The sequence below is a fragment of the uncultured Campylobacter sp. genome (assembly GCF_937997405.1).
GTDB lineage: Bacteria > Campylobacterota > Campylobacteria > Campylobacterales > Campylobacteraceae > Campylobacter_B.
In genome coordinates this window covers 1-7,581 of sequence record NZ_CALKTL010000015.1, presented here as the reverse complement: position 1 = coordinate 7,581, position 7,581 = coordinate 1, and the positions used below count along the sequence as shown (strand labels likewise).

At 47.4% G+C, this 7,581-nt stretch carries 7 protein-coding genes; 1 reads left to right on the top strand and 6 read right to left on the bottom strand.

Features of this window, described 5'->3' with window-relative positions; genetic code table 11:
• The 4 genes from pckA to Q0372_RS00760 form a co-directional block, all read right to left on the bottom strand.
• Positions 1 to 1,603, bottom strand: a 1,603-nt coding sequence (gene pckA / locus Q0372_RS00775) for a phosphoenolpyruvate carboxykinase (ATP) (protein ID WP_298101439.1), incomplete at its 3' end; no start/stop codon positions are given.
• A gap of 132 nt (positions 1,604 to 1,735) precedes the next feature.
• The gene (locus Q0372_RS00770; RefSeq protein WP_298101436.1) at positions 1,736 to 3,574 is read right to left on the bottom strand and encodes a biotin/lipoyl-containing protein; all 1,839 of its coding nucleotides are present in this window, start codon (positions 3,572 to 3,574) and stop codon (positions 1,736 to 1,738) included.
• A gap of 41 nt (positions 3,575 to 3,615) precedes the next feature.
• Positions 3,616 to 4,977: a TRAP transporter large permease subunit gene (locus Q0372_RS00765; RefSeq protein WP_298101433.1), complete on the bottom strand. Its 1,362-nt coding sequence runs from the start codon at positions 4,975 to 4,977 to the stop codon at positions 3,616 to 3,618.
• 93 nt (positions 4,978 to 5,070) lie between these two features.
• The gene (locus Q0372_RS00760) at positions 5,071 to 5,640 is read right to left on the bottom strand and encodes a TRAP transporter small permease subunit (RefSeq protein WP_298101431.1); all 570 of its coding nucleotides are present in this window, start codon (positions 5,638 to 5,640) and stop codon (positions 5,071 to 5,073) included.
• 96 nt (positions 5,641 to 5,736) lie between these two features.
• Here Q0372_RS00760 and Q0372_RS00755 point away from each other — a divergent pair, with 96 nt between their 5' ends.
• Positions 5,737 to 6,348 carry a disulfide bond formation protein B gene (locus tag Q0372_RS00755; protein ID WP_298101429.1) on the top strand — a complete coding sequence of 204 codons (612 nt, stop codon included), beginning with the start codon at positions 5,737 to 5,739 and terminating at the stop codon, positions 6,346 to 6,348.
• 17 nt (positions 6,349 to 6,365) lie between these two features.
• Here Q0372_RS00755 and Q0372_RS00750 read toward each other — a convergent pair whose 3' ends face one another.
• Together Q0372_RS00750 and Q0372_RS00745 are read right to left on the bottom strand one after the other, a co-directional pair.
• Entirely contained in the window at positions 6,366 to 6,749 is a 384-nt protein-coding gene (locus tag Q0372_RS00750; protein ID WP_298101427.1) for a type II secretion system protein, read from the bottom strand.
• Positions 6,750 to 6,811: 62 nt separating this feature from the next.
• A partial coding sequence (locus tag Q0372_RS00745) for a 3'(2'),5'-bisphosphate nucleotidase CysQ (protein WP_298101425.1) occupies positions 6,812 to 7,581 on the bottom strand: 770 nt, incomplete at its 5' end.

Genomic DNA, 7,581 nt, shown 5'->3' with positions numbered 1-7,581 from the left:
CCGGCACGCCGGGCGGGCCCGTCGCCGAACCGCGGGCCCCGACGCAAAGGACCCCCTCTTTTACGTCCTCGTAGCGTTTAAAATTCTCTTCAAACATCTTTGCTAGCTTATCGCGCGTTATATTATATTCCGCAGGATGCGTCCACGTATTAATAGGATTTAGCAGCTTCGTCTCGACGCCTACTAGCTCTTTTGGGATAGCGAGGTTAAATTTTTCAAAATTTTCAAATTCGCACTTTTTGATACTGCCGTCCAGGATCGCGTTTATGCATGCGCGCGTGGCTTTGATGCTCATTCGCTTGCCTACGCCGTACGCGCCGCCGCTCCAGCCGGTGTTTACTAGATAGACGCTAACATTGTGCTTGTCGATCTTTTCGCCCAGAAGCTTAGCATAAACGGTCGGGTGCAGCGGCATAAACGGCTCGCCAAAGCACGCGCTAAAGGTCGCTACAGGCTCGGTGATGCCGCGCTCGGTGCCCGCGACTTTTGCCGTATAGCCGCTTAGGAAATAATACATCGCCTGCTCTTTAGTAAGCTTTGCGACCGGCGGCAAAACGCCGAATGCGTCGGCGGTTAGAAAGATTATGTTTTTCGGATGACCGCCCGCAGAGCTTGGCTCGTAGTTATCGATGTGATAGATCGGGTAGCTAACGCGGGTGTTTTCGGTCTTGCTGCCGTCTTTGTAGTCTACTACGCCAGCCTCATCCGCGACCACGTTTTCAAGCAGCGCGTCGCGTTTGATCGCGGCGTAAATTTCAGGCTCGCTGCTAGGGTCTAAATTTATGCACTTCGCGTAGCAGCCACCCTCGAAGTTAAATATCCCCTCGTCGTCCCAGCCGTGCTCGTCGTCGCCGATCAGCTTGCGGTTTGGATCGGTCGAGAGCGTCGTTTTGCCCGTGCCGCTTAGACCGAAAAATAGCGCCGTGTCGCCATCCCTGCCCACGTTTGCGGAGCAGTGCATGCTTAGCTTGCCCTCAAGCGGCAGCCAGTAGTTCATCATAGAAAAAATTCCTTTTTTCATCTCGCCGCCGTACCACGTACCGCCGATAACCGCGACGTTTTCCTCGACGTTAAAGATAACAAAAACGTCGCTGTGAAGCCCGTCGCTCGCGTAATCTTCGTTTTTGCATTTGCACGCGTTGTAAACGACGAAATCAGGATGAAATTCCGCTAGCTCGCTCTCGCTTGGGCGGATGAACATATTTTTAACAAAATGCGCCTGCCACGCGACCTCGGTTACGAAACGCACGTTTTTACGGCTGGATTTGCTGGCGCCGCAATAGGCGTCTTGGATAAAGATTTCCTTACCGCTTAGCTGAGCTTTAGCTTTGGCTAAAAGTTTATCGAAAAGCTCTTTTGAGATAGGCTGATTTATCTTGCCCCAGGCGATGTATTTTTGGCTCGGGTCTTGTTTTACGAAGTACTTGTCCTTGGGGCTGCGACCCGTAAAGATGCCCGTATCGACCATAAAAGTGCCGTTGCTCGATATGCGCCCCTCGCCTCTTGTCTTTTCAAGCTCAAAAAGCTCGTCGTAGCTTAGGTTGTGATTGATTTTTTTGATATTTTTAAGACCTAGTTTATCCAGATCGTTCGGAGTTGTCATTTTGCGTCCTTTTTAAATTAAATTTTGATAAATGATTGCGCTATTATAGCTTAAAATTTAGGTGAGCTCGCTTAAGCACCAAGGATAGCTACGGTGAAATTTAGGCGGAAGCGCCCGTCTAAATTTTAGAGCTTATCTTAAAATCGCGAGCACTTGATCAGCATCGACCGTATCGCCCTGGGCAACTAAAATTTTATCGATTATGCCATCACGCGGGCTTTCGATATTTATCTCCATCTTCATCGCTTCAAGAACGATGACATTCTGCCCCGCCTTAACAGCGTCGCCTTCCTTTATTAAAATTTTAAATACGTTGCTAGGAAGCGTCGCTTTTATATCGTTATCGTCCGTACCACTTCGCGCGTTAGCAGTGGGCTGCTCGTGGGCAGAGCCTTGCGGCTGCGGCTTTGCGGGCGCTGAGGTATCGAAGCTAACGTCGTATCGATCGCCGTTTACGAGCACGTTTTGCCCGGCGAATTCTACGCTGTAAATTTTGCCGTTAATCTTAACGTCAAATTTGCCATTTTTAGAAATACCGTTTTGATGGCTTGCAGCGGGCGCTACGTCCTCTTTTTTACGACTCATCACCTTGCCCTCGCCTTTTAAAAACGCGATGCCCTTTTCTTTGCACGCAAGCGCGATAAATATGTTCTCCTCGCTAGGCTCGATGCCCTGCTCGCGTAGAATCTTCTGCGCATACGCGACGCTCTTGCTCTCGTCGGCGTCGGCGATATCTACGGCGTGCTTGGTCGTAGGCTCTAAGCCCAGCTGCTCCGCCGCCATCTTAATCACGCCGTCATCGGGTTTAACGGGCGTTTTGCCGAAATAGCCTAGCACCATCTTGCCGTAGCCCTCGGCGATCTTTTTCCACGGGCCGAACATTACGTTGTTAAACGCCTGCTGGAAATAAAACTGACTAACCGGCGTCACGCTCGTGCCGAAGCCGCCCTTTTCGACGACTTCGCGCATAGCCTTGATGACGGCTGGGAATTTGTCTAAAATTTTATTATCACGCATCATCTGAGTGTTTGCCGTAAGCGCGCCTCCTGGCATCGGGCTAAACGGAATGAGTGGGCTTACCTGCGTGGCCTCGGGCGGCATGAAGTAATCCTTCAAGCACTCGCCCAAAATCTCTTCGTATTTTAAAATTTTCTCTGCGTCTAGCCCTAGGTCGAAATTTTGCCCCTTCGTCGCGTGCAGCAGCGTAAGGATGTCTGGCTGGCTCGTGCCACCGCTTACGGGATGTGCGGCAAGGTCGATGCCGTCTACGCCCGCAACGAGCGCAGCCTGGTAACATGCGACGCTAACTCCCGCCGTCTCGTGCGTGTGCAGACGGATATGCACCCCGTCGCCTAAAATTTTACGCGCGCGCTTGATCGTCTCATAGACCTTCTGCGGGCTGCTGGTACCGCTTGCGTCTTTGAAGCAGACGCTGTCGAACGGAATCTGCGCGTCTAAAATTTGACGCAGAATTCTCTCATAAAACGCTGCGTCGTGCGCGCCGCTGCATCCCGGCGGCAGATCCATCATCGTAACCACGACCTCGTGCTTGAGCCCGTGACGCGAGATGCACTCGCCGCTAAATTTTAAATTTTCCACGTCGTTTAACGCGTCGAAATTTCGAATCGTCGTCGTGCCGTGTTTGGCAAAAAGCTTGGCGTGCAGATCGATGATCTCGCGGCTGCCGGTATCGAGCGTGACGGTATTTACGCCGCGGCTAAGGGTCTGCAGGTTCGCCTCAGGCCCCACGATGCTTCTAAATTTATCCATCATCTCAAAGGCGTCTTCGTTTAGGTAAAAATACAGGCTCTGAAACCGCGCGCCGCCGCCGAACTCGAAGTGCGTGATGCCCGCGTCTTTGGCTGCGCTAACGGCAGGCAGGAAGTCCTCCATCGCCACGCGCGCGCCGAAAACAGACTGAAATCCGTCGCGAAAGGTCGTATCCATAACGTCGATAAGCTTTTTAGCCATTTTTAGCTCCTAGGTTAAATTTAGCGTGAATTTTAATATTTCTAGCCTAAAAAAGCTTTTAAACCAAAAACCCCCGGAAAGATTGCGAGCGTTAATAGCACTAGAATTTGCAATAAAATAAAAGGCAGTACGCCCTTGTAAATGTCCGTGGTGTGGATTTGCGGCGGCGTCACGCCCTTTAAGAAAAATATCGAAAATCCAAATGGCGGCGTCATAAACGATGTTTGTAAATTTACAGCGATTAAGATCGCAAACCACACGGGATTAATATGCAAAGACTCTACTATTGGCAAAAGTATTGGCAAAATGATATATGAAATTTCGACATAATCGAGAAAAAATCCAAGCACTATGATAACTACCATCGTAAGCGCGATAAATCCCCATGCTTGGCCGGGCAGATTCTCCATAAAATTTTTTACGACCTCATCTCCGCCCGTGTAAGAAAAAATCATCGAAAATGCCGTGGCGCCCATCAAAATCATAAAAACCATACCTGAAATTTTAGTGGTATTTTTTAGCGCGTCATAGATCAGCCTAAACGAAAACGTGCGGTATAAAACAGCTAGCGCTATCGCACCCAAGCAGCCTACCGACGAGCTCTCCGTAGGCGTAGCGATGCCTGCAAAAATAGATCCCAAGACGAGCAAAATCAGCACGAGCACCGGCACGACGTTTTTAAGCGCGATAAAAATTTGCTTTGATTTGCTAAGTCCCTCTAGCGGCGGAACAGGCGGTGCATAATCTTTGCAAATATATGAAATAATCGCAATATAAATCACGTAAAAACCCACTAGCACGAGCCCAGGAATAACTGCTGCAGAAAAAAGATCACCCACAGAGACCGAAAGTATATCGCCTAAAATAATCAGCACGATAGAGGGCGGGATAATCTGCCCAAGCGTGCCCGCAGCAGCGATGGTGCCGGTAGCCAGCGGCTTATCATAGCCGTATTTCATCATCACGGGTAGACTGATGACGCCCATAGCGATGACAGTCGCGCCCACGATGCCCGTCGTAGCTGCAAGTAATGCGCCTACCAAAACGGTGCTGATCGCCACGCCGCCTCGTACGCCGCCGAATAAAAATGCCATCGACTCTAATAAGCGCTCTGCAAGGCGAGTCTTTTGCAAAATCATACCCATCAAAATAAAAAGCGGCACCGAAATTAGCAGCTGATTTTCCATAATCGAGTAAATTCTATTAGGCATCAGTGAGAAAAACTGCCTGCTCATATCCTCGAAAGCTTCAGTTAAAATTTCAAAGCCCTGCGCGTAATCCCACGCCTCACTAAGTCCGTAGATAAAGCCGAAAATCACAGCCACGGCACCAAATGTAAACGCAACGGGAAAACCCAGTAACAGCATAAAAAGTGCTGCTGCAAACATCACTATGCCTATCATAGCTCGCCACCTTTTATCTCGCCTCGGTAAAATTCCGCCCAAGCGCAAAAAGTGTGAAATTTATAGAATTTTAAATTTAAGCTCATTTTACCCTCACACACTCTGTGCGCCCGAAGAATTCCCACTAAGAAATTCCGAGCCTTTGTTTTCCCTAACATCAAGCAGGGCGTTAATATTTTTAATCAAAAATCCAAATGCGTAGATAAATAAAAACGCGTAACTAAGCGTGATTGCGGACTTGATGATCCAAAGATGCTGCATACCGCCGGGATTAGCACTGGCCTCATGGCTCGTATAAGCCTCGCTCACATAATCGATCGAAAAAAACGCCACGAGCGCCACGAAAGGCAAAATGAAAAATATCGTGCCTAAGATATTTATGAGCGCTTTTGCAGTGGGGCTAAATTTTTCGTAAAAAATGTCCACGCGAACATGGGCGTTTTCTTTGAGCGCATAGGTCACGCCGAATAAAAACATCGCCGAATATAGCCACCACGTAAGTTCTTGCATAGCGACGGAATTTGCGGCAGGAAAAAGATAACGCGCCACAACATTGTAAAAAACGACTATAACTAAAAGCGCCAAAAATACGATACTTAATACGCCTAAGATGTTTGCGAACACATCAAAAGCTCTTTCTAATTTGCGTAAAAAATTCCTCAAAATTTTACCCTTTGCTTTAAATTTTTGCTATAAAAGCTGGGATTTTAGCAAAAATATCTGCAATTTATTATAAAATTATGCGCAGAAAGGATTTTTATGATTTTAAAATTTCAAAACAGATACTCTAAAAGATTTCTCGCCTTTTGCGCTATTTGGGCGCTTTTTTGGCTAGCGTTTTCATATTTTTTTTTGCAAAAATTCCTTTTTATCTATCCGGAAAGCTTTAGCATTCACGTGAGATTCGCACTTTGCGCCATAGCGCTAGGAGCGGCGATTTTAGCAGTTTGCGGCAAGAGCGTTTACATTGCTATCTGCGGATATGCGGTGTGGTTTTACGGCGCGGCGCTGGGCTTCGTATCGTCATTAAATTTAGCTAAAATTCACACGGTACTGCGAGGGAGCGGAGATATGGGTGGAATGAGCGGCTGCGGTGGAGCGGTGAGGTTTTTAAATTTCGATTTAAGCATAGTGCCAATTTTTAAGCCATTTAACAGCTGCGCATTCGACGTACCGGCGGTGCCGGCTGATGCAATGCTAGACGGACTGCAAGCCAAACTAACGGCACTTTATAGCGGAGGTTGGTATCTGTTTCCGACAAGCAAAAGCGTGGATCTAGCGCAATTTTGGAGTTTTATCTTTATATTTTTCGCAATTATTTGGACGATTGGAATTTTGCTTAGATTTATAAATAAAAGGGTGCGATGTTAGCTCGCACCCGATAAGAATTATTGGACGATTAGTAACGCATCTGAGCTATAAATACTATTTATAGTTTTTAGGCTCGATACTTTCCATACTGCTTCGCACAACCCACCATAGCTCTTTTTTAATGTCATTTGAGTATTGCTGTTGTACTCGTAAGTAGCACAGACATTTTGCCTAATTTTAATAGGATTAGTTACATTTGTCATACTTGAAAAGTTGCTATTATACTCACCTTTTGCGATATAATAACCCATAACATCCGTTAGCGACGTAGATATATTCTGCGCCGTCCTCACCACCTCCGCATCATCGCGCGTAGCTGCTAGTTTTGGGATGGCAACTGCCGCCAAAACACCTAAAATCACGATCACGAAAATTAATTCGATCATAGTAAAACCCTTCATGTTTTTATCCTTTGATAAAAAATTTTGGACTTATATTATAGAGCGTTTACTATAAATTTAACTTAAAAATTCTTTGCAAATTCTAACATTTTGGATAAATTTTTCATTGCATTCGCGCCAACCGCTAAATAATGGTTATTTATCAAGCTTTTCCCGTTGTAAAGCGGCGCCTTCATCGTCTTTAGATCTACTACCGCTCCGCCATTTTGATGCAGCAAAAAATCTCCCGCGGCGATGTCCCAGAGCGAGCAATCGCTAAATCTCGCATACGCGCTCGCACCCCCCTCGGCTAAGATGCAAAATTTTATCGCAGAGCCTTTACGCACTAGCTGCATTTTAAATTTTTGCGCGAATTGCACGTATTTTGCAGATCTGCTATGGTGCCCTTGCATGAAAATTTGCGGCGCGCTATTTGGGCGAGCGAGCAGCACGCCGTTTTTATAGACTCCGCCGCCATTTGAGCTATATATGTCGCCGATTACGGGCACGCCGATTACCGCTAAAATCGGGCGCCCATGCTCGATCAGCGCGATGCAGACGCAAAACTCGCCGTTGCGCGCGATGAACTCCTTCGTGCCGTCCAGCGGATCTATGAGCCAAAATCTCTCCTCGCTCATGCGCCGTTTGCTATCCAGCACGCGCTCTTCCGAGCAGATCGCGATACCGCTAGGCTCCAAAGTGCGTATTATCGCATCATTTGCCGCAAGATCGGCATTCGTAAGCGGCGATCTGTCCGCTTTGATGAAAATGTCGAATTTATCGTAGTTTTGCATTATCGCGGCGTTTGCCTTTTTCGCAGCGTCTTCGGCAAGCGCTAAAAGCTCGTTTAAAT